The following is a 19,447-nucleotide window of genomic DNA, read 5'->3' as shown; positions in this document are numbered from 1 at the left end:
CGCTGGTTGCTCATGGCACCTCCTGATGGACCTCATTATGAGGCTTGGAGATGTCTACGAAACCAGGGGCGATTCACTGCGGCACACCTTCGCCAGTCACTTCATTCAGAACGGCGGGAATATCCTTACCCTGCAGAAAATCCTGGGTCACTCCAGCTTGGCCATGACCATGCGCTATGCGCATCTAGCCCCGGATCATTTGGCCGATGCTGTTCGTTTAGCGCCTAAGGTAGGGAGCTAGAAGGGGGCGTGTGCTCATTTGACTGAAGAGTTTTAAGGACATTTACCAGTTCTTGTTCCATCTGATCCCAATGATTGAGCATTTGCTGCTCAAAATTTTGAGATACGGTAGGTTGGCCAAGGTCTTCACGGATTGCCTTTAGCGCTTCGACGTAGTCAGAGCACAGGGGCTTCATTTCTGCGATTAGTGCTTTTGTAAAGGCCACATGCTTTCGGACGTTGTCGTCCCAAAGTAGGTTGAGTTTCTCGCTGTGGGTACTCATTTGCTCGAAATGGTAGTCATGGCGCTCTTGAAGTTGATCGAACACCTGAGGGTTTACAACGCCTGAGTCGACCATTTCTGTGAGAGTTTCTTGGTAGCGGCTGACTTGTTTAAGCGATTCCTCATAGCTCTTATTAGCGATCTCGATGTCGATGCGATTCCGCCTTATCGGGTCAGATGCTGCCAGTAGGCGTAGGGTTGCTGCACCGTATTTCGCGCTCAGCTCACTGATTTCAAATGCGGTGCTCGGTTCCGCGACCAGCTGTAGCTTCGTGACAGCTGAGAAGAGGCCACGCATTTCAAGCATTGCATTTTCTTTAGTAATGTCGACTGAGCCTAGAGAGCCCAGGAAATGGTTGGCTTTCCCTAGCTCTTCGGCCACGAGTAAGTAGACTTCTTGCCTCAGCTTCCCGGTGCGCTCTTTGGCTTTTTCTGATGCATCGTGCTTGAGCTGAATCTTCAACCGCTTCGTGTTGCTTGCGTTTGAGATGACTACCCCAGTTAGGGTGAGTAGCGCTGCTGATAGCCCTGACCAGACTACGTTAGGAACCTTGGAGAGCAGTTCGACGAACTCGGCTGTGATCATGAAGGAATGCATATGAGGGTGACTGGGTTCCTTAGCATATCTAAGGGGGCTGGAAGCTCGACACTTTTTCGACACCCAAAGAAAAACCCCTGACTTTCTTTAGGAAAATCAGGGGTTTGTTTGGTGGAGCCGGGGGGATTTGAACCCCCGTCCGCCAGTTCGCCGCTATCGGTTCTACATGCGTAGCCATCTCTATTGAGTTAACTCCGCGCGGCCCGAGTGGCAGGGTGCTTGGAGCGAGCTGCATAAGTTTTAGCCGTTACACCTGCAGCGAGCTTGGCGGCGATCCTGTTCTATCTGACTGACCAAATCTTCGGGTTTACAGGCATCCCCTAGGGTCAGCTAGCGGCACTTAGGCGGCTAGAGCGTAGTTGTCGTCGTTGGCAACTATGAAGTTGTGGCAGCGGATTTACGAGAACTGTCACCTACTCGGCATGCCCCTCAAGTTTTGTTACCGGCGTCGAATCCTAATCGGCCCCAATTACAGTCTTGCAAGGTACGGCTGCGAGTCTACGCCAAAGGTTGGTCAGCGTCGACCTCCGTTCTACCCTTACAATGGCGTCTGCCCGGGATGGCTGGCCGTTCGAGCGTCATGTGCCATCCTCTGTCTGATTCCAATCCGAGGAGCGCCGGCATGACGCCTGCAACGCTCAAGCCATTGCGTCGCTGGATCTGGCGCGCCTTTCTGCAGAGTGCGTTGATACCCCTGGTGTTGGTGGAGTCGGTGTTGATCGGCGTCTACCTCTATACCAATGAGTCCATTCGCGAGGCCCAGGTCGGCTATCTGCAGAGCAGTGCCCTGGAGAACCTGGACCGCGCGGTGCGGCGCGAGGGGCAGGTGATCGATGGACGCCTGCGGGCTATCGAGGCGCAGGTCAGCATCTACCGCGATGCAGTCGGCGAGGCGCTGCAGGATCGCCGCTTCCAGCCGGACGAGCTGGAGCACATGCGTCACGCCAGCACCGCCGACGGGGTATTCCATAGTCGTAGCGACGATGGCCGGGCGGCGTCCTTCTATGCCGCCAGTACCCCTCCGGAGCAACAGGACCGCGACAAGGCGCTGCGCCTGTCGCGCCTGGATCCGCTGATGCGCTCGATCCAGCAGACCGATCCGTTGGTGGCGGCGATCTATTTCAACAGCTGGGACAGCTACAACCGCATCTACCCTTACTTCGATGTGCTGCAGCAGTACCCGCATGACATGGTCATCCCGCAGTACAACTTCTATTACCTGGCCGATGCCAAGCACAACCCGAGCCGGGGGCCGGTATGGACCGAGGTCTATCTCGATCCGGCCGGGCTGGGTTGGACGATGTCGGCAATCGCTCCGGTCTACCGTGACGAGAAACTCGAAGGTGTGGTCGGCCTGGATGTCACGGTCGGGCAGATGCTCAGTGAGATCGGCAGCCTGCAGGTGCCCTGGCAGGGCTATGCACTGTTGGTCGGTAGCGATAACGAGATCATGGCCCTGCCGGCGGCGGGGGAGAAGGATTTTGGCCTGCGTGAACTGACCGACTATTCCTATGCCGAGGCAGTGCGCCGCGAGGTGCTCAAGCCAGCCGATTTCAAGTTGGATCGACAACCTGGGCTGCAGACGTTGCTGACGGCCATGAACGGGCAGCGCCACGGCGTGCAGGAGGTCCAGCTTGGTGGGCGTAGCCAGCTGATGGCCTGGAGCGAGGTGCCGCAGACGCGCTGGCGCCTTTTGCTGGTGGTGGACGAGGCCAACATCTTTCGTGAGACCAACGGCCTGGCCGAGCAGTATCAGGCCATTGGCTACTTGCTGATCGCCGGCCTGGTGTTCTTCTATCTGCTGTTCGGCAGCTGGATGTGGTTGCGTTCGCGGCGTTTGAGCAATCAGTTGGCTGAGCCGATCTCCGGGATCGTCGAGATGATGCGCAGCCTGGCGGCCGGCGAGCGCAAGCCGCAGCCGCCACCGACCAGTATTCGCGAACTGGCGGAGATGGCCGAGGAGGTGCAGCACGCCGGCCTGCAACTGCAACTCAGTGAGCAGGGGCGCGAAGAGGTCCAGCGCACTCTCGAACTGGTGCTGGAAAGCACCACGGAGAGCCTCTGGGAAGTCGAGGCCGCGAGCCTGAGTATCTGTATCAGTGAGCGCTTTGTGCGGCGTTTCGGGTTGCGCGACAGCTGCCTGCCATTTGCCGAGTTCAACCAGCGTGTGCATCCCGATGACTTGCCCCGGGTGCGCCATATGCGCTTGAGCATGGCCGATGAGACCCATGCGGACTTTTTCGAAGCCGAGTACCGCTATGCTGATGCCCAGGGTCGCTATGCCTGGCTGCTCAGCCGCGGCAAGGTCATCGAGCGCGATGCCGAGGGCCGCGTGCTGCGGGCGGCCGGTACCCATGTGGATGTCACCCGGCTCAAGCAGGTCCAGGAAGAACTGCGCCGGGCCAGCCTGGAGGCGCAGGCCGCCAGTCAGGCCAAGAGCCGCTTCCTGTCAAGCATGAGCCATGAACTGCGCACGCCGCTCAACGCCATCCACGGTTTTGCCCAGCTGATCGAGCTGGAGGCTCAGGACCATGCGGAGCGTGCGCAGGAGGCCGAATATGCCCGCGAGATCGTCGTCGCCAGCCGCCACCTGACTTCCCTGGTGGACGATATCCTCGACCTGTCCAGTATCGAGAGCCGCCAGCAGCAGCTGCAGCTGCAGTCGGTCGATATCGGCCCCTTGCTGCGCAGCTGTGCCGAACTGGTACAGCCCGAAGTTCAGCAGCGCCGACTGCAGTTGCAGGTACAGGCCGAGGCGTATCCGCCCCTGTATGTCCTCGCCGATCCCAGGCGCCTGCGCCAGGTGCTGCTCAACCTGCTGTCCAATGCGATCAAGTACAACAGCCCGCAGGGCATGATCCGCATGGGTTATGAGGTGCGTGCCGGTGGCGTACGGCTATGGGTCGAGGACAGCGGCTCGGGGCTCACCGAGCAGCAGCAGCAGAGTTTGTTTCAGCCCTTCCAGCGCCTGGGACGGGAAAACTCCAACATCCCCGGCACCGGTATCGGTCTGGTGCTTTGTCGCGAGTTGGCGGAGTTGATGGGGGGCGAGATGGGGTTCTCCAGCGATGCCGGCCTGGGCAGTCGCTTCTGGATCGAACTGCCCAGTGCTGCCGAACCCACCCAGGTCGTCGAGTCGACTGGGCAGCAGGTGCAGCGGGCACCACAGGATCTGGTGCCGGTGCTGTGCGTGGAGGATCACCTGGCCTGCATGCGCGTACTGCAGGAGGGCTTGCGTGACATGGCGCGGGTCGATGGTGTGCCATCGGTGCGGCGGGCGATGCTGTACCTGGCCGAACAAACGCCTGCGCTGGTGCTGCTCGATCTCGACCTGCCCGATGGCAGTGGCCTGGAAGTGCTCGAGCACATGCGTCGCGAGCCGCGGCTGGCCGAGGTGCCGGTGCTGGTGGTCAGCGCTGCCGCCGACGAGGAAGTGCTGGCCGAGGCTCGCGCGATGGGTGCCGAGGCCAGTTTGCTGAAACCGGTGGATCTGCAGCAGTTGCGGCGCGTGGCGCTGTCGCTGCTGGGACAGGATGCCTAGCGGTCAAGGCGCGGGTTCGCGTCTGCGCGGACTCTAGTGTCTCGCGCAGACGCAGGGGTTATTCACTGGCCTGCAGCAGGCTCATGGCTTCGTCCAACACCTTTACCGACTCGGCATGGTTGCCCGCCTTGTGCAGCTCCTCGCCTTCGGCGCGCAGGCGCTGTACCTCGGCGAGCACTTCGGGATCTGCCGGCGGATCGGTCTTGAGCAGAGCATCGATCTTGGCCATGTCCTGTGGACAGTGCATGGCCCACAGGTTGCTGCTGAACAGGCTTGCGCCGGCCAGGGTGAGGGCGAGAAGTAGAGGAACACGTCGCATGAGGCACCTCCGGAGCAGGGATGGAGGTTTGAGTATAGAGAGCGCTGGGCCCGGCGCGGGCCAACCTGGAAAGGGCTGGCCCTGCCGCGCCAGGTGGGCTTAGCTGCCGCCCTCGCCACCTTTTTCGGAGTTCTCCAGCAGCATCAGTGCCTGGTTGGAGGCTGCCGCACAGTCTTCGGTCTTGCCGGCCTGTTGGGCCGTCATGGCCTGGGTCTTCAACTCTTCGACCTGGGTTTTCAGCGGCTCGCCCAAGGTCGTGTTGGTAGTCAGCTCGTCGTCGAGCTTTTGCATGTTAAGGCTGCACTGGTCGTCGGCTGCGAATGCCGGGGCGGTGATCAGTGTTGCTGCAAAGAGTAGGGCAGTACGTTTCATGCTGTATCTCCTGTTGCTTCCTGTCTGTCTCGGAACGCTGCCTACGGCTGGCGTTGCGGCCGCGCAGGCTAGGCCATCCGAGTACGAAGCCCGGTGACGGGCTTACAGAGATGGACTTGGCAGGTTGCCCAGGGGTTCAGGTTTTTTGCGGCAGGGCACGCGGCGCGCACGGGGTGCGCTCACGCATAGCCCACGCATGCTCAGTGGCCGCCGCAGCAGTCTTGCCAGTGTTTCTTCTTCGAGGTGTGGCCGATGCCGGGGTTGAGCGTGTTGCTCGGGTCCAGCTCGCGGTAGAAACCGGCCAGCGCGGGCTTGGCCACGTAGAGGTGGCCGACATTGTGCTCGGCCGGGTATTCGGCGCGGCGCTCGTCGAGCAGGGCCCACATGCGGTGCTCCATGGCCAGCGGGTCGACACCCTTCCTGATGATGTAGTCCTGGTGGAACACGTGGCAGAAGAAGTGCCCGTAGTAGAGCTTGTGGATGATCTGTTCTTCCATCTCGGCCGGCAGCACCTCCACCCAGTCACGGTCGTTGCGGCGCAGGGCGATGTCCAGCGGCACGATGTCTTCCACGCTGCTTTGGTGCACCTCGCGATAGCGAATCGCCGCGCCGGCGATGGCGAAACGGTGCAGGAAGGCCTTGCGTCCTTCCTCGGCATCGCACTCGAAGAAGGCGCCGCTGCTGCGCTGGCCGAAGTAGTCGGCGAGGAAGGCGCGGGTCGCGTCTTTGGTGTCGTCGGAAACCCTTACCAGCAGGTGATGCTCGTAGCGGTCGCGGTAGTCGCGCATGCGCTTGGGCAGATGGCTGGGCAGCAGGTTCATCAGGGGCTGCAGTATCCGGTCGGTCACGCCGCGCAGGCCGAAGCGCTCGAAGAAACCGTCGACCCTGCTCTTCATGGCGAAGGCGGTGGGCACCTTGGCCGTGCCGAAGGTGTCGATCAGCAGGAAGGTGTCCTTGCCGTATTTTTCGCCGATGTCGAAAGCCGTGCGGTGGATGTACTCGCCGGCAATCGGCAGGCGCGGCAGATGGGCGAGCAGGTGACGGCGCACTTCAGTGAGGTCGTGCGGGTCGTTGCTGCCGATGTAGAACACCGAGCTGGCTTCCTTGGCGTAGGTGTCCAGGCGCACGGCGAACAGACACAGCTTGCCGGCCGAACCGGAGGCCTCGAACAGGCGCGAAGGATCGGCGTTGAAGCGCGCCGGGGTGTCGGCGTCGACGTCGCGTACGTGCTCGCCGTAGCGTTCGTCCGAACCCTTGCCGATATCTTCGTTGCGAATCTGCTGTGGGCTGTAATCGCCCTGCTGCAGGCGGGTGAGGATTTCCTCGGGGCTGTCGCCCAGCTCGATACCCAGGTGGTTGACCAGCTCCAGCGAGCCGTCGGCCTTGACCTGCGCGTACAGCGCCAGCTCGGTGTAGGCCGGGCCGCGGCGTACCAGGGCGCCGCCGGAGTTGTTGCACACCCCGCCGAGTACCGAGGCGCCGATGCAGGATGAGCCAATGACCGAATGGGGCTCGCGGCCCAGCGGCGCCAGGGCCTGCTCCAGGCGATCGAGGGTGGCGCCTGGCAGGCAGACCACCTGCTGACCGTCGTTGATCAGTTGTACACCGGTGATGCGCAGGGTGCTGACCAGCACGATCTCGCGATCATAGTCGTCGCCGTCCGGGGTCGAGCCGCCGGTCAGGCCGGTGTTGGCCGCCTGCATGATGACGATGCGATCGGCCGCCACGGCAGCCTGCAGCACGCGCCACTGCTCCAGCAGGGTGCCTGGGCGCACGACGGCCAGTACGCCGCCTTCGCCGCAGCGATGGCCCTTGCGGAAGCGCCGGGTGCTCTGCTCGTCGGTGAGCACTTGGTCGGCGCCCACGGCGTCGCGCAGTTGGGCGAGCAGGGCGTCGCGGCTGACAGCAGTCATGCTCAGAACTCCTTGACCAGCGAATCGCGGCTGATTTCGCTGATGGACTTGGCGCCGGTCAGGGTCATGGCGACGCGCATTTCCTTGTCGAACAGCTCCAGCAGGTTGCTCACGCCGGCACCACCGGCGGCGGCCAGGGCGTAGACGAAGGCGCGGCCGAGCATCACGCAGTCGGAGCCGAGGGCGAGCATGCGGACCACGTCGAGACCGGTGCGGATGCCAGAGTCGACCAGGATCTTCAGATCACCCTTCACCGCATCGGCAATCGCCGGCAGGGCACGGGCGCTGGACAGCACGCCGTCGAGCTGGCGGCCGCCGTGGTTGGACACGACGATGCCGTCGGCGCCGAAGCTGACGGCGTCCTTGGCATCCTGCGGGTCGAGGATGCCCTTGATCACCATCGGGCCGTCCCAGAATTCGCGAATCCATTCCAGGTCTTTCCAGGAGATCGACGGATCGAAGTTGGCGCCCAACCAGCCGATATAGTCGGCCAGCCCCGTCGGGTTGCCGCGATAGGCGGAGATATTGCCCAGGTCGTGCGGTTTGCCCAGCAGGCCGACGTCCCAGGCCCAGGCCGGGTGAGTCATGGCCTGCAGCACGCGGCGCAGCGGCGCGTTGGGGCCGCTCATTCCGGAGTGGGCGTCGCGATAGCGGGCGCCGGGCACCGGCATGTCGACGGTGAATACCAGGGTGGTCACGCCCGCCGCCTTGGCCCGCTCCAGGGCGTTGCGCATGAAGCCGCGATCCTTCAGCACATACAGCTGGAACCACATCGGCCGGTCGATGGCCGGCGCCACTTCCTCGATCGGGCACACCGACACGGTGGACAGTGTGAAGGGAATGCCCTTGGCCGCTGCCGCCTTGGCCGCCTGTACTTCACCGCGGCGCGCGTACATGCCGGTCAGGCCGACCGGGGCCAGGGCCACCGGCATGGCCAGCTTCTCGCCGAACAGCTCGGTTTCCAGGCTCAGCTCGGCCATGTTGCGCAGCACGCGCTGGCGCAGGGCGATGTCGGCCAGGTCGGCGACGTTGCGCTGCAGCGTGTGCTCGGCGTAGGCGCCGCCATCGATGTAGTGGAACAGGAAGGGCGGCAGCTTGCGCTGGGCGGCGGCACGGTAGTCGGTGGAGGCGGAGATGATCATGGGCAGATTTCCGTGAGGTCTGTTACGACCGCGCCCTGCGCGGGGCAGGGCGTGGCCAGGCTGCTATTCAGAGCCCTTGCAGTGGGTCGCTGATACCGAAGACATGGATCGCGATCAGGGCGATCACTCCAGTAAAGAGCACGTAGTACAGGGTCGGCCAGACTGTCTTGCGCAGGGTGCTGCCTTCGCGGCCGAGCAGGCCGACGGTGGCGGAAGCGGCGACCACGTTGTGTATCGCCACCATGTTGCCGGCGGCGGCGCCGATGGCCTGTACGGCGACGATCAGTGCCGTGGAGATGCCCAGATTCTGCGCCACGCCAAACTGGAACTGGCTGAGCATCATGTTGCTCACCGTGTTGGAGCCGGCGATGAAGGCACCCAGGGCGCCGACGCTCGGGGCCAGCAGCGGGTAGATGCCACCGACACTGTCGGCCACGTAGCGGGCCATGGTGATCGGCATGCTGGCCAGCTCGGCGGCGTTGACTCCAGAGTTGATCAGGATGCGCACCATGGGCACGGTGAACAGCAGCACGAAGCCGGCGCCGAGCAGCACGCTGGACGACTCCTTGACCGCAGCGACCATCTCGCGGGCCTTCATGCCGTGCAGGAAGAAGGTGGCGATGACCACGGCGACAAGAATGCCGCCCGGCAGGTACAGCGGCATGAAGTCGGCCTTGATGCCGGCCTCGCCGAGGATGTCGGGGAACACCAGCACCACTGACTTCAGCGCGGCGCCGACGTCGGGGAACACGCGGCTGATCACTAGCAGGGCGCCGACCAGCACGTAGGGCAGCCAGGCGCGCAGGGTGCTCATCGGGCGAGTGGTGAGGCTGTCCAGCTTCATCTCCACGCTGCCCAGCCACTCGTTCGGCCACTCGTTGGCCGGCACGAAGTCCCAGTGCTTCTTCGGCACCAGGAAGCCGAAGCGCGACGCCGTGGTGACGATGGCCAGACCGATCAGGCCGCCGAGCAGGGAGGGGAACTCCGGGCCGAGCAGCACGCCGGTGGCGGCATAGGGCAGGGTGAAGGCCAGGCCGGCGAACACGGCGAAGGGCAGCACCTCGAAGCCGGCCTTCCAGCTTTTCTCGCGACCGAAGAAACGCGTCAGCATCAGCACCATCAGCAGCGGCATCAGGGTGCCGACGGTGGCGTGGATGATTGCAACTTCACTGGTGATCAACTGCAGGAAGGCGTCCCAGCTGGAGCCGTGGGCGGCCAGCTGGTTGCCGATGCCGGCGCTGTCGAGGCCACTGTTGACGCCGACGATGATCGGCGTGCCGACCGCGCCGAAGGACACCGGGGTGCTCTGCACCATCATGCCGAGCATGACCGCGGCCAGCGCCGGGAAGCCGATGGCCACCAGCAGCGGGGCGGCAATGGCGGCCGGGGTACCGAAACCGGAAGCCCCTTCGATGAAGCAGCCGAACAGCCAGGCGATGATGATGGCCTGGATACGCCGATCCGGGCTGATGGTGGCGAAGCCGGCGCGAATCGCGGTGATGCCGCCGGAGTGCTTGAGGGTGTTCAGCAGCAGGATGGCGCCGAAGATGATCCACAGTACGCCGCCGGTGATGACCAGGCCTTGCAGGGTCGAGGCGAGTACGCGGTTGAAACTCATATCCCACACCGTGAGGGCGATACCGGCGGTGAGCAGGTAGACCAGCGGCATCGCGCGTTTGGCCGGCCAGCGCAGGCCGATCAGCAGGATGGCGGCGAGCAGGATGGGGGAGAAGGCGAGCAGGGCGAGCAGTCCGGAAGACATCTGATGGCTCCGATCAGGGGCGCGCCAGGCGCGGCTGTGAAGGGGAAAGAGACATGTTGGATACCTCGCGCATTGTTGGATTTGTTGGTTGCGCTTTGAATAATTGGTAATACCAATTTACAAAGTGTGGGGCTCAGGGTAAGAGTCGGGCTCGGCCGCTGTCAATTTCCGCGCCTTCGACTTTGGTCGCAGGGCCTCGTCTTGCTGGTACCGGGGGAGGCGGATAGGCTTGCCGCCAGGAGCCGGCGCCGAGCCGGTCGCGAGGTCAATGGAGCGGGTTATGGAAGTGGGGCAGATACGACAGCGCCGTCTGTCGGACGACATCGTCAGCCAGCTGGAGGCGATGATCCTCGAGGGCACCCTCAAGGCCGGCGAGCGGCTGCCCGCCGAGCGTCAGTTGGCCGAGCGCTTCGGCGTGTCACGCCCCTCGTTGCGCGAGGCGATTCAGAAGCTGGTGGCGCGCGGGCTGCTGGTCAGTCGTCAGGGCGGTGGCAACTATGTGGCGGCGCAGCTGGGCTCGACTTTCAGCGACCCGTTGCTGCAGCTGCTGGAAGATAATCCGGACGCCCAGCGCGACCTGCTGGAGTTCCGCCATACCCTGGAGGGTTCCTGCGCCTACTACGCTGCGCTGCGGGCCACGCCGGTGGATCATGAGCGCTTGCGCAGCGCCTACGAGAGCCTGCAGGCCTGTTATGCAGAGGGCAGCAAGGCGACGCGGGTCGAAGAGGGCGCCGCCGATGCGCGCTTCCATCTGGCCATCGCCGAGGCCAGCCACAACGCCGTGCTGCTGCACACCATCCGTGGCCTGTTCGACCTGCTCAAGCACAACGTGGTGACCAACATCGGCGGTATGTACCTGCAGCGTGGCGAGACGCGCGAGCGCCTGCGCGAGCAGCATCGGGCGTTGTTCGAGGCGATCATCGAACGACGCGCGGAAGAGGCGCGGGACTGCTCCAGTCGCCACATCGACTATGTGCAGGAAGTGCTCGACGAGGCCCAGCAGGAGGTTAAACGCCTGGCTCGGGCGCAGCGTCGGGGTCTCTAGCAGGCACAACAAAGGGCGCCGAGGCGCCCTTCATGTTGTTCGGAAACTCGCCGTCTGGCTGGCGATTCCTCAGTCGTCGTTGCTGCCCTTGCCCTTGGTGCGCATGGCACGCTGGACTTCGCGGTCGGCATCGCGCTCTTTCTCGGTATGGCGCTTGTCGAAATCCTTCTTGCCCTTGGCCAGGGCGATCTCGCACTTGATCAGGTGGGCTTTCCAGTAGATCGACAGCGCGACGCAGGTGTAGCCCTTCTGCTGCACGGAGCCGAACAGCTTGTCCAGCTCTCGCTTGTTCAGCAGCAGCTTGCGGGTGCGGGTCGGATCGGCGATGACGTGGGTGCTGGCGGTGGTCAGCGGGGTGATGTGGCAACCCATCAGCCAGGCTTCGTCATCTTTCAGCAGCACGTAGCTGTCGACCAGCTGTGCCTTGCCGGCGCGCAGGCTCTTCACTTCCCAGCCGGACAGGACCAGGCCTGCCTCGAACTTGTGCTCGATGAAGTAGTCGTGCAGCGCCTTCTTGTTCAGCGCGATGGTCCCGGAGGGATGTTTCTTCTGTTTAGCCATAGGGCGCGCATTATAGGGAGTCGGCACGATGCTGGCGACAGCTGCGCTTGAGGGGGCAGGTCGAATTCCGCACAATGCGCGCTTCTTTGCGTCCGCCTGGGCGGCGCTGCAGTTGTGGAAATGAAGGCTGATGAGCACGCGAATCCAACGCTCGGCGCTGCTGCCCTACCCGGCGCAGGCCCTCTACGATCTGGTCAACGATGTGGCCAGTTACCCGCAGTTCCTGCCGTGGTGCTCGGCTTCCGAGGTGCTGGAGGTCAGTGAAAGCCAGATGCGCGCCAGCCTGACCGTGGCCAAGGGCAACATCAGCCAGCGCTTCATGACTCGCAACAGCCTGGTGCCTGGACAGGCCATCGAGATGCAGCTGGAGGAAGGCCCTTTCAGTCAGTTGCAGGGGCTCTGGGAGTTCAAGGCCCTGGGTGACAAAGCCTGCAAGATCAGCCTGGATCTGACCTTCGATTACGCCGGCCCGCTGGTTCGGGCTACGCTGGGGCCACTGTTCACCCAGGCAGCCAACACCATGGTCGATGCCTTCTGCCAGAGAGCCAAGCAACTCTATGGATAAGCCTAATATCGTGGTCGAGGTGGTCTACGCCCTGGCCGACAAGCAGAAACTGCTGCGCCTCAGCCTACCGGCCGGTAGCACGGTGCGTGATGCCGCACTGCGTTCGGGGCTGGATGCGCACTTTCCTGGTCTGGATCTGCAGGCCGCGCCGCTCGGTATCTTCGGCAAGGCCGTGCCGAAGCCCGAGGAGCGTCTGCTTGAGGACGGTGAACGGGTGGAGATCTACCGGCCGCTGATTGCCGATCCGAAGGAAGTGCGCAAGCAGCGTGCAGCCAAGGCCGCGCAGGCCAAGGCGGCTCAGGCCGAAGAATAGGTGTAGCCGTCTGGGAAAAGAAAACCCGGCCTAGGCCGGGTTTTTTGTGTGCTGCTTACTGCGGCTGCGGGTCCAGCGGCTCCGGAATCGGAACTGCCACGGGCTCTGCCGCATCGACTTCACGCTGGATCTGTTCCAGCAGCGAGCCTGGCTTGGCAGGTTGTTCCACTTCCTGCGATGGCGGAGTGGTCACGGTGCTGTCCGCGCCTTCGCCGAGAATTTCCTGATCGCGGCTGACGCCCGGCATGAAGTCGCCACCGAGACCGATCAACTGGTCGTTGGCGTCGAACATCAGGGCGATGCGCTCCTGGTAGCGCTGCCGGCCACCTGGCTGGATGCTGTACAGGTAGTCCCAGCGCTTGGCATGGAAGGTGTCGGTGATCAGCGGGTTGCCCATGATGAAGCGCACTTGGCGCTGGGTCATTCCAGGCTTCAACTGGTCTATCATGTCTTGCGTCACGACATTGCCCTGCTGAATGTCGATCTTGTAGACCCCGGGAAACGAACAGCCGGCGAGTGCGAACAGACCCACTAGCGTGAGGCTGGGCAGCAGGAGCTTGGTGTTTTGCATCGGTGGGTGACTTCCACTATCTTGGCTGGGCAAATAAACCCCGATCATACCCGCATAAACGGGAGCTGCGAAAGCAGCAACCACGAGAAAGCTGACCATGGTTGAAAACAACGAACTGCGCAAAGCCGGCCTCAAGGTCACTCTGCCGCGCGTGAAAATCCTGCAGATGCTTGACTCGGCCACTTCCGGCCAGCGTCACATGAGCGCTGAAGATGTGTACAAGGCCCTGATGGAAGCGGGCGAGGATGTTGGCCTGGCCACCGTCTACCGCGTACTGACCCAGTTCGAGGCAGCCGGCTTGGTCGAGCGCCACAACTTCGACGGTGGCCATGCCGTGTTCGAGCTGGCCGATGGCGGCCATCACGACCATATGGTTTGCGTGGACAGTGGCGAAGTGATCGAGTTCTTCGATCCGGAAATCGAGAAGCTGCAGAAAGATATCGTCAAGCAACACGGTTACGAGTTGGTTGACCATAATCTGGTGCTCTACGTGCGCAAGAAGAAGTAAGCGCACTGTGAAGTCATGAAAAGGCGCCTCGCGAGGCGCCTTTTTTGTGCCTGTGTTTTCAGCCCTGGACGCTGGTCACCATCTTGCGGGCATGCTGCAGGGATTCGTCTGTGAGGTCGACGCCGCCCAGCATGCGTGCCACTTCCTCGACCCGCTGTGCAGTGTCCAGGTTGGCTACGGCGGTGCGGGTTTCGTCGCTGCCGCGCTGCTTGTGCACGAACAGGTGGTTGTGGCCCTGGGCGGCGACCTGCGGCAAATGGGTCACGGTCAGCACCTGGCCGCGCTCGCCCAGGCGGCGCAGCAACTGGCCGACCACTTCGGCGGTAGGGCCACCGATGCCGACGTCGACTTCGTCGAACACCAGGGTCGGTACCCGCGAGGTCTGCGCGGTGATGACCTGGATGGCCAGGCTGATACGCGACAGCTCGCCACCGGAGGCAACCTTGGCCAGCGATCTCAGCGGCTGGCCGGGGTTGGCGCTGACCAGGAACTCCACCTGCTCCAGGCCATGCGGTTGCGGTTCGTCGCTGCCGCCGGCCTGCAGTTCGATACTGAAACGGCCGCCGGGCATGCCCAGGGTCTGCATCTCCACTTGTACCGCTTCGGCCAGGCGGCTGGCTGCCTGTTGGCGCAGGATGCTCAGTTCACTGGCTTTTTCCTGGTAGTGCCGAGCGTAGGAGGCCAGCTCTTCGCCGAGGCGCTCCACGGCCTCGTCGTCGGCGTTCAGGCCTTCCAGTTCTTCGAACAATCGCTGCTGCAGTTCGGTCAGTTCGAAGGGCTGTACGCGGTGTTTGCGCGCCAGGCTGTAGATGGCGTCCAGGCGCTCTTCCAGGAACTGTTGGCGCTGCGGGTCGGCGTCGAAGTGGTCGATGAAGCGGTTCAGCTCGCCCACCGCTTCCTCTACCTGTATCTGGGCACTGGCCAGCAGGCTGGTGGCTTCGCTCAGCGCGCCGGGCTGGCCGCTGAAGGCGGTGAGACGGTTGAGGCTGGCGGTCAGGGCTGACAGCACATTGCCGGCGTCACTCTCACTGCACAGGTCGAGTACCTGGCGGCAGGCGCCGAGCAGTTGCTCGGCGTTGCTCAGGGTCTTGTGTTCCTGCTCCAGCTGTTCCAGTTCGTTGTCGCCGAGCGCCAGGTTGTCCAGCTCTTCCAGCTGGTAGCTGAGCAACTGGTGGCGGGCGCGCTGTTCGTCGCCGCTCGAGGACAGGCGCTGCAGCTCCTGGCGGGTCTGGCGCCAGCGCTGGGCGGCCAGCTGTACCTGGCGAGCCAGTTCCTGGCTGCCAGCGTACTCGTCGAGCAGGCGCCGGTGAGTGTCGGGTTTGAGCAGCGACTGATGCTCGTGCTGACTGTGGATGTCGATCAGCAGCTCGCCCAGGGCCTTGAGGTCGCCCAGCGGGCAGGGCGTACCGTTGATGTAGCCGCGCGAGCGGCCTTCGCTGGTGATGACGCGACGCAGAATGCACGGGCCGTCGTTGTCCAGGTCGCGCTCGGCGAGCCATGTGCGCGCCTCGGCGATGTCGCCCAGGTCGAAGCTGGCGAGGATGTCCGCCTTGTCCGCGCCTGGACGCACCACGCCACTGTCGGCGCGGTCGCCCAGGGCCAGGCCGAGGGCGTCGAGCATGATCGACTTGCCGGCGCCGGTTTCGCCGGTGATCACGCTCATGCCGCGCTGCAGTTCCAGATCCAGGTGTTCGACGATGGCGTAGTTGTTGACCGACAGGTGCACCAGCATGGTGAGCGCTCCCAGAAAGTTTGTGCTGGGTATTTATACAGTGTTTTGTTCGGCGTCGGCAATAACCCTTGAAACCCTGCGGACGGGCCCCATATAGGAGGCCAGAAGCGCGGGCCATGACCCGCTGTCGCATTCACAGGAGGACCCGATGGCTGACGAACAGACCCTGGATACGGCGCAGGCCGAAGACAACCAGGCCCCCGAGGCGAACGCTGAGACCGATCTGGGCGCTCGCGTACAGAGCCTTGAAGAACAACTGGCTGCTGCCCAGGATCAGTCCCTGCGCATGGCCGCCGACCTGCAGAATGTGCGCCGCCGCGCCGAGCAGGATGTGGAGAAGGCGCACAAGTTCGCCCTGGAAAAGTTCGCCAACGACCTGCTGCCGGTGGTCGACAGCCTGGAGCGTGGCCTGGAACTGACCAGTGCTGCCGATGAGGCAAGCAAGGCCATGCGCGAAGGTATGGAGCTTACTCTCAAGCTGTTCCATGACACCCTCAAGCGTTACCAGCTGGAGGCGATCGACGCGCACGGCACGCCGTTCAATCCTGAGCACCATCAGGCCATGGCGATGGAAGAAAGCATCCACGCCGAGCCCAATACCGTGCTCAAGGTGTTCCAGAAGGGCTACCTGCTCAATGGCCGCCTGCTGCGCCCGGCCATGGTCGTGGTCAGCAAGGCGCCGACCACGCCGCCGCCGTCGATCGACGAGCAGGCTTGAAATAGTCGGTAACGCCCCCATCTACAGGGCAAGCGATTCAGTAGCTGACGCCGCGTGATCAATACCGCGGCGTACTCAAAGTTAAAGACAAGTTTCGGAGAATTTGAACATGGGCAAAATCATCGGTATCGACCTGGGGACCACCAACTCCTGCGTCTCCATTCTGGAAAACGGCAACGTCAAGGTCATCGAGAACGCCGAAGGCGCTCGCACCACGCCGTCCATCATCGCCTACGCCAACGATGGCGAGATCCTGGTTGGCCAGTCGGCCAAGCGCCAGGCGGTGACCAACCCGCACAACACCCTGTACGCAGTTAAGCGTCTGATCGGCCGTCGCTTCGAAGAAGACGTCGTGCAGAAAGACATTCAGATGGTGCCGTACAAGATCGCCAAGGCCGATAACGGTGACGCCTGGGTCGAAGTCAACGGCCAGAAAATGGCACCGCCGCAGATCAGCGCTGAAGTGCTGAAGAAGATGAAGAAGACCGCCGAGGACTACCTGGGCGAGACCGTGACCGAAGCGGTGATCACCGTGCCGGCTTACTTCAACGACAGCCAGCGTCAGGCCACCAAGGATGCCGGTCGCATCGCCGGTCTGGACGTCAAGCGCATCATCAACGAGCCGACTGCTGCGGCACTGGCTTACGGCATGGACAAGGCCAAGGGCGACCACACCGTGATCGTCTATGACCTGGGTGGCGGTACCTTCGACGTGTCGGTGATCGAGATCGCCGAAGTCGACGGCGAGCACCAGTTCGAAGTGCTGGCCACCAACGGTGACACCTTCCTCGGTGGTGAAGACTTCGATATTCGCCTGATCGACTACCTCGTCGACGAGTTCAAGAAAGAAACCGGCATGAACCTCAAGGGCGACCCGCTGGCCATGCAGCGCCTGAAGGAAGCCGCCGAGAAAGCCAAGATCGAGCTGTCCTCCAGCCAGTCGACCGACGTCAACCTGCCGTACATCACCGCCGACGCCAGCGGTCCGAAGCACCTGAACGTGAAAATTTCCCGTTCCAAGCTCGAAGCCCTGGTTGAAGACCTGGTGCAGCGCACCATCGAGCCGTGCCGTATCGCACTGAAAGACGCGGGCATCGACGTGGGTTCGATCAACGACGTGATCCTGGTCGGTGGTCAGACCCGCATGCCGCTGGTGCAGAAGACCGTTGCCGACTTCTTCGGCAAGGAAGCGCGCAAGGACGTCAACCCGGACGAAGCCGTGGCCATGGGCGCCGCCATCCAGGGCGCGGTACTGGCTGGCGACGTGAAAGACGTGCTGCTGCTCGACGTGTCGCCGCTGACCCTGGGTATCGAAACCATGGGCGGCGTGATGACCGCGCTGATCGAGAAGAACACCACCATTCCGACCAAGAAGTCGCAGGTGTTCTCCACCGCCGACGACAACCAGAGCGCCGTGACCATCCACGTGCTGCAGGGCGAGCGCAAGCAGGCGGCGCAGAACAAGTCGCTGGGCAAGTTCGACCTGGCCGAGATCCCGCCGGCGCCGCGTGGCGTTCCGCAGATCGAAGTGACCTTCGACATCGACGCCAACGGCATCCTGCACGTCGGCGCCAAAGACAAGGCCACCGGCAAGACTCAGTCCATCGTGATCAAGGCCAACTCCGGCCTGTCCGATGAGGAAATCGAGCGCATGGTGCGTGACGCCGAGGCCAATGCCGAGGAAGACCGCAAGTTCGAAGAACTGGCTGCAGTGCGCAACCAGGGCGACGGTCTGGTGCACGCCACCCGCAAGATGATCACCGAGGCGGGTGACAAGGCCACTGCTGACGAGAAGGCTGCCATCGAGAAAGCCATTGGCGATCTGGAAGCTGCGCTCAAGGGCGATGACAAGGAAGCCATCGAGGCCAAGATCAACGCCCTGTCCGAGGCCACCACGCCGCTGGCGCAGAAGATGTACGCCGAGCAGCCGCAGCCGGGTGCCGAGGCTGCTGAAGCCGATGCTGCCAAAGATGGTGCTGACGACGTGGTCGACGCCGAGTTCGAAGAGGTCAAGGACAACAAGTAAGCCCGCGGGACTACTTGCCTTCAGCCGGTCGCGGCGTGTGCCGCGGCCGGTCGCTCGACCACGCGGGGGCATGCTCCCGCGTTGGCGTGTCTGGAGCCGACGAATCAGAGGTGTTGAGGATTTATGGCCAAACGTGACTATTACGAAGTGCTCGGTGTGGAGCGCGGCGCCAGCGAGGCGGAGCTGAAAAAGGCTTACCGTCGCCTGGCGATGAAGCACCACCCCGACCGCAACCCGGACGACAAGGCCGCGGAAGAGAAATTCAAGGAGGCCAACGAGGCCTACGAAGTGCTCTCCGATGCCGGCAAGCGTTCGGCCTATGACCAGTACGGCCATGCGGGCGTCGACCCGCAAATGGGTGGCGGCGGTGGTTTTGGCGGTGGCGGAGCGAACTTCTCCGATATATTCGGCGACGTGTTCAGCGACTTTTTCGGTGGCGGCGGTGGCCGCTCCCGTGGCGGTGCCCAGCGTGGCAGCGACCTACGCTACACCCTGGAGCTGGACCTGGAAGAGGCGGTGCGCGGCACCACCGTGACCATCCGCGTGCCGACCCTGGTGGGTTGCAAGACCTGCGATGGCAGTGGCGCGAAGAAGGGCACCAGCCCGGTGACCTGCACCACTTGCGGCGGCATCGGCCAGGTGCGCATGCAGCAGGGCTTCTTCTCGGTGCAGCAGACCTGCCCGCGTTGCCACGGCAGCGGCAAGATGATCAGCGACCCCTGTGGCAGCTGTCATGGCCAGGGTCGGGTGGAAGAGAGCAAGACCCTGTCGGTCAAGGTGCCGGCGGGAGTCGATACGGGGGATCGCATTCGTCTGTCCGGCGAGGGCGAGGCGGGTTCCCATGGCGGGCCGGCCGGCGACCTCTACGTGGTGGTCAACGTGCGCGAGCACGCGATCTTCCAGCGTGACGGCAAGCACCTGTACTGCGAGGTGCCGATCAGCTTCGCCGACGCGGCCCTAGGTGGCGAGCTGGAAGTGCCGACCCTGGATGGCCGGGTCAAGCTGAAAATCCCGGAAGGAACGCAGACCGGCAAGCTGTTCCGCTTGCGTGGCAAGGGCGTGGCGCCGGTGCGTGGTGGCGGTGCTGGCGATCTGATGTGCCGGGTGGCGGTGGAAACACCGGTCAATCTGGACAAGCGCCAGCGCGAGCTGCTGGCGGAGTTCCGCAAGTCTCTGGAAGGCGACACTTCCCACTCGCCCAAGGCCAGCGGCTGGTTTGACGGCATGAAGCGCTTCTTCGGCGACATCTAAGGAATCGG

Annotated in this window: 18 protein-coding genes and 1 other RNA gene; 9 read left to right on the top strand and 10 right to left on the bottom strand. The window is 63.3% G+C overall.

Annotated elements, in window-relative coordinates; all coding sequences use genetic code 11:
- The coding region (locus tag AYB31_RS10290; protein WP_236715532.1) for a tyrosine-type recombinase/integrase at positions 1–241 on the top strand (241 nt) is incomplete at its 5' end.
- Here AYB31_RS10290 and AYB31_RS10285 read toward each other — a convergent pair.
- Positions 225–1,088 (bottom strand): hypothetical protein, encoded by an 864-nt coding sequence (locus AYB31_RS10285; protein ID WP_153020694.1) that lies wholly within the window; start codon positions 1,086–1,088, stop codon positions 225–227. The two genes, AYB31_RS10290 and AYB31_RS10285, sit on opposite strands and share 17 nt — an antisense overlap.
- Positions 1,089–1,209: 121 nt before the next feature.
- Positions 1,210–1,567, bottom strand: a transfer-messenger RNA (tmRNA) gene (ssrA, locus tag AYB31_RS10280).
- Positions 1,568–1,722: 155 nt separating this feature from the next.
- Here ssrA and AYB31_RS10275 point away from each other — a divergent pair.
- Positions 1,723–4,641: an ATP-binding protein gene (locus tag AYB31_RS10275; protein WP_068828302.1), complete on the top strand. Its 2,919-nt coding sequence runs from the start codon at positions 1,723–1,725 to the stop codon at positions 4,639–4,641.
- A 58-nt stretch (positions 4,642–4,699) separates the two neighbouring features.
- Here the strand turns inward: AYB31_RS10275 and AYB31_RS10270 are convergent, their stop codons facing one another.
- The 5 genes from AYB31_RS10270 to AYB31_RS10250 all read right to left on the bottom strand — a co-directional run bounded on the left by AYB31_RS10270 (position 4,700) and on the right by AYB31_RS10250 (position 10,149).
- Positions 4,700–4,960, bottom strand: a complete 261-nt coding sequence (locus AYB31_RS10270; protein WP_068828300.1) for a hypothetical protein — start codon at positions 4,958–4,960, stop codon at positions 4,700–4,702.
- A 99-nt stretch (positions 4,961–5,059) separates the two neighbouring features.
- Positions 5,060–5,332 (bottom strand): hypothetical protein, encoded by a 273-nt coding sequence (locus tag AYB31_RS10265; RefSeq protein ID WP_068828298.1) that lies wholly within the window; start codon positions 5,330–5,332, stop codon positions 5,060–5,062.
- A gap of 200 nt (positions 5,333–5,532) precedes the next feature.
- A complete protein-coding gene (gene dld, locus AYB31_RS10260; protein ID WP_068828295.1) occupies positions 5,533–7,245 on the bottom strand; it encodes a D-lactate dehydrogenase in 1,713 nt (570 codons plus the stop codon).
- 2 nt (positions 7,246–7,247) lie between these two features.
- Entirely contained in the window at positions 7,248–8,387 is a 1,140-nt protein-coding gene (gene lldD, locus AYB31_RS10255) for an FMN-dependent L-lactate dehydrogenase LldD (RefSeq protein WP_068828293.1), read from the bottom strand.
- 67 nt (positions 8,388–8,454) lie between these two features.
- Positions 8,455–10,149 (bottom strand): L-lactate permease, encoded by a 1,695-nt coding sequence (locus AYB31_RS10250; protein ID WP_068828291.1) that lies wholly within the window; start codon positions 10,147–10,149, stop codon positions 8,455–8,457.
- A 280-nt stretch (positions 10,150–10,429) separates the two neighbouring features.
- Between AYB31_RS10250 and AYB31_RS10245 the strand changes: the two genes are divergently transcribed.
- Complete coding sequence (locus AYB31_RS10245; protein ID WP_068828289.1) at positions 10,430–11,194, top strand: FCD domain-containing protein; 765 nt, start codon at positions 10,430–10,432, stop codon at positions 11,192–11,194.
- 69 nt (positions 11,195–11,263) lie between these two features.
- On the opposite strand, the gene smpB is transcribed toward AYB31_RS10245, so the two are convergent.
- Complete coding sequence (smpB, locus tag AYB31_RS10240) at positions 11,264–11,755, bottom strand: SsrA-binding protein SmpB (RefSeq protein ID WP_068828288.1); 492 nt, start codon at positions 11,753–11,755, stop codon at positions 11,264–11,266.
- A gap of 130 nt (positions 11,756–11,885) precedes the next feature.
- Here smpB and AYB31_RS10235 point away from each other — a divergent pair, with 130 nt between their 5' ends.
- Both AYB31_RS10235 and AYB31_RS10230 read left to right on the top strand, forming a co-directional pair.
- Positions 11,886–12,320 carry a type II toxin-antitoxin system RatA family toxin gene (locus tag AYB31_RS10235; RefSeq protein WP_068828287.1) on the top strand — a complete coding sequence of 145 codons (435 nt, stop codon included), beginning with the start codon at positions 11,886–11,888 and terminating at the stop codon, positions 12,318–12,320.
- Positions 12,313–12,633, top strand: a complete 321-nt coding sequence (locus tag AYB31_RS10230) for an RnfH family protein (RefSeq protein WP_068828286.1) — start codon at positions 12,313–12,315, stop codon at positions 12,631–12,633. The genes AYB31_RS10235 and AYB31_RS10230 overlap by 8 nt, the downstream gene beginning before the upstream one ends.
- A 55-nt stretch (positions 12,634–12,688) precedes the next feature.
- Here the strand turns inward: AYB31_RS10230 and AYB31_RS10225 are convergent, their stop codons facing one another.
- Complete coding sequence (locus AYB31_RS10225) at positions 12,689–13,204, bottom strand: outer membrane protein assembly factor BamE (protein ID WP_068828285.1); 516 nt, start codon at positions 13,202–13,204, stop codon at positions 12,689–12,691.
- Between the two features lie 97 nt (positions 13,205–13,301).
- On the opposite strand from AYB31_RS10225, the gene fur reads away from it, so the two are divergent.
- Entirely contained in the window at positions 13,302–13,712 is a 411-nt protein-coding gene (gene fur, locus AYB31_RS10220; protein ID WP_068828284.1) for a ferric iron uptake transcriptional regulator, read from the top strand.
- Positions 13,713–13,770: 58 nt separating this feature from the next.
- On the opposite strand, the gene recN is transcribed toward fur, so the two are convergent.
- On the bottom strand, positions 13,771–15,444 hold the full coding sequence (recN, locus tag AYB31_RS10215; RefSeq protein ID WP_068828283.1) for a DNA repair protein RecN: 1,674 nt from the start codon (positions 15,442–15,444) through the stop codon (positions 13,771–13,773).
- A 148-nt stretch (positions 15,445–15,592) separates the two neighbouring features.
- Here recN and grpE point away from each other — a divergent pair, with 148 nt between their 5' ends.
- The 3 genes from grpE (at position 15,593) to dnaJ (ending at position 19,439) form a co-directional block, all read left to right on the top strand.
- Positions 15,593–16,162 carry a nucleotide exchange factor GrpE gene (grpE, locus tag AYB31_RS10210; RefSeq protein ID WP_068828281.1) on the top strand — a complete coding sequence of 190 codons (570 nt, stop codon included), beginning with the start codon at positions 15,593–15,595 and terminating at the stop codon, positions 16,160–16,162.
- Between the two features lie 109 nt (positions 16,163–16,271).
- Positions 16,272–18,188 (top strand): molecular chaperone DnaK, encoded by a 1,917-nt coding sequence (gene dnaK, locus AYB31_RS10205; protein WP_068828280.1) that lies wholly within the window; start codon positions 16,272–16,274, stop codon positions 18,186–18,188.
- Positions 18,189–18,311: 123 nt separating this feature from the next.
- A complete protein-coding gene (dnaJ, locus tag AYB31_RS10200; protein WP_068828275.1) occupies positions 18,312–19,439 on the top strand; it encodes a molecular chaperone DnaJ in 1,128 nt (375 codons plus the stop codon).
- The last annotated feature ends 8 nt before the right edge of the window (positions 19,440–19,447 follow it).

The organism is Pseudomonas sp. BMS12 (assembly GCF_001592875.1).
Taxonomy (GTDB): domain Bacteria; phylum Pseudomonadota; class Gammaproteobacteria; order Pseudomonadales; family Pseudomonadaceae; genus Aquipseudomonas.
This window is presented reverse-complemented; position numbering and strand designations above follow the sequence as displayed.

Excerpts from the sequence above, each read along its gene's own strand:
- lldD (WP_068828293.1), bottom strand. The coding sequence starts at position 8,387 with ATGATCATCTCCGCCTCCACCGACTACCGTGCCGCCGCCCAGCGCAAG.
- AYB31_RS10230 (WP_068828286.1), top strand. The coding sequence starts at position 12,313 with ATGGATAAGCCTAATATCGTGGTCGAGGTGGTCTACGCCCTGGCCGAC.
- AYB31_RS10235 (WP_068828287.1), top strand. The coding sequence starts at position 11,886 with ATGAGCACGCGAATCCAACGCTCGGCGCTGCTGCCCTACCCGGCGCAG.
- recN (WP_068828283.1), bottom strand. The coding sequence starts at position 15,444 with ATGCTGGTGCACCTGTCGGTCAACAACTACGCCATCGTCGAACACCTG.
- AYB31_RS10270 (WP_068828300.1), bottom strand. The coding sequence starts at position 4,960 with ATGCGACGTGTTCCTCTACTTCTCGCCCTCACCCTGGCCGGCGCAAGC.
- fur (WP_068828284.1), top strand. The coding sequence starts at position 13,302 with ATGGTTGAAAACAACGAACTGCGCAAAGCCGGCCTCAAGGTCACTCTG.
- dld (WP_068828295.1), bottom strand. The coding sequence starts at position 7,245 with ATGACTGCTGTCAGCCGCGACGCCCTGCTCGCCCAACTGCGCGACGCC.
- AYB31_RS10245 (WP_068828289.1), top strand. The coding sequence starts at position 10,430 with ATGGAAGTGGGGCAGATACGACAGCGCCGTCTGTCGGACGACATCGTC.
- dnaJ (WP_068828275.1), top strand. The coding sequence starts at position 18,312 with ATGGCCAAACGTGACTATTACGAAGTGCTCGGTGTGGAGCGCGGCGCC.
- AYB31_RS10250 (WP_068828291.1), bottom strand. The coding sequence starts at position 10,149 with ATGTCTTCCGGACTGCTCGCCCTGCTCGCCTTCTCCCCCATCCTGCTC.
- AYB31_RS10275 (WP_068828302.1), top strand. The coding sequence starts at position 1,723 with ATGACGCCTGCAACGCTCAAGCCATTGCGTCGCTGGATCTGGCGCGCC.
- dnaK (WP_068828280.1), top strand. The coding sequence starts at position 16,272 with ATGGGCAAAATCATCGGTATCGACCTGGGGACCACCAACTCCTGCGTC.
- AYB31_RS10225 (WP_068828285.1), bottom strand. The coding sequence starts at position 13,204 with ATGCAAAACACCAAGCTCCTGCTGCCCAGCCTCACGCTAGTGGGTCTG.
- grpE (WP_068828281.1), top strand. The coding sequence starts at position 15,593 with ATGGCTGACGAACAGACCCTGGATACGGCGCAGGCCGAAGACAACCAG.
- AYB31_RS10285 (WP_153020694.1), bottom strand. The coding sequence starts at position 1,088 with ATGATCACAGCCGAGTTCGTCGAACTGCTCTCCAAGGTTCCTAACGTA.
- AYB31_RS10265 (WP_068828298.1), bottom strand. The coding sequence starts at position 5,332 with ATGAAACGTACTGCCCTACTCTTTGCAGCAACACTGATCACCGCCCCG.
- smpB (WP_068828288.1), bottom strand. The coding sequence starts at position 11,755 with ATGGCTAAACAGAAGAAACATCCCTCCGGGACCATCGCGCTGAACAAG.